This window comes from Streptomyces recifensis (assembly GCF_002154615.1).
In the GTDB taxonomy this organism is placed as follows: Bacteria; Actinomycetota; Actinomycetes; order Streptomycetales; family Streptomycetaceae; genus Streptomyces; species Streptomyces griseoluteus.
In genome coordinates this window covers 1-633 of the sequence record NZ_MUNH01000878.1, presented here as the reverse complement: position 1 = coordinate 633, position 633 = coordinate 1, and the positions used below count along the sequence as shown (strand labels likewise).

1 protein-coding gene is annotated in these 633 nt (G+C 72.5%); it reads right to left on the bottom strand.

Annotated elements, in window-relative coordinates; genetic code table 11:
• Nucleotides 1-591, bottom strand: a 591-nt coding sequence (locus CCN33_RS30540; RefSeq protein ID WP_086696509.1) for a CDP-alcohol phosphatidyltransferase family protein, incomplete at its 3' end; no start/stop codon positions are given.
• Nucleotides 592-633: the final 42 nt, after the last annotated feature.

Genomic DNA, 633 nt, shown 5'->3' with positions numbered 1-633 from the left:
GAGGAGGGCCATGCCCTGGACGGCGGCGACTGTTTTGCGGGCGAAGGACGGGGGCAGGGGGGCGTTGAGCCAGGGGGCGAAGTGGGCGGCGGCCACGAAGGCGTAGCGCATCGCGCCGATGAGGAGGACCCAGGGGCCCAGAAGAGTGGAGACGTAGACGCTGAGGACCAGGATGAGGAAGGCGTCCACCTCCATGTCGAAGCGGGCGCCCAGCGCGCTGCACGTGCCCGTGCGACGGGCGACCTTGCCGTCGACGCCGTCCAGGAGGAGGGCTACGGCCGTGAGGCCGACCAGGAGGGTTACCGGCGGCGCGCTCTGGAAGGAGTCCGCGACCAGCGCGGTGACCCCGCCGACCAGGGCGGCCCGGCCGAGGGTGACCCGGTTCGCCGGGCCGAAGGAGCGCAGCGCGGAGCGGTGCAGGGCGCGCGAGAGCACCGCCCAGGTGGCGAACGCGAAGGCGAGCCCCGACAGCCAGCCGGCCACCCCCATGCCGATGGCCGTGCCGAGCAGGGCGAGCAGCAGGATCTGTACGCCCGCTCCCACGGCCGTCTCCTGCTGAAGCCTCGCGTCATACGTGTTGTTCAGGGCCACCGCGCATCCTCCGGCCGAGTGACAGAGTCGATCAAGGCCGCG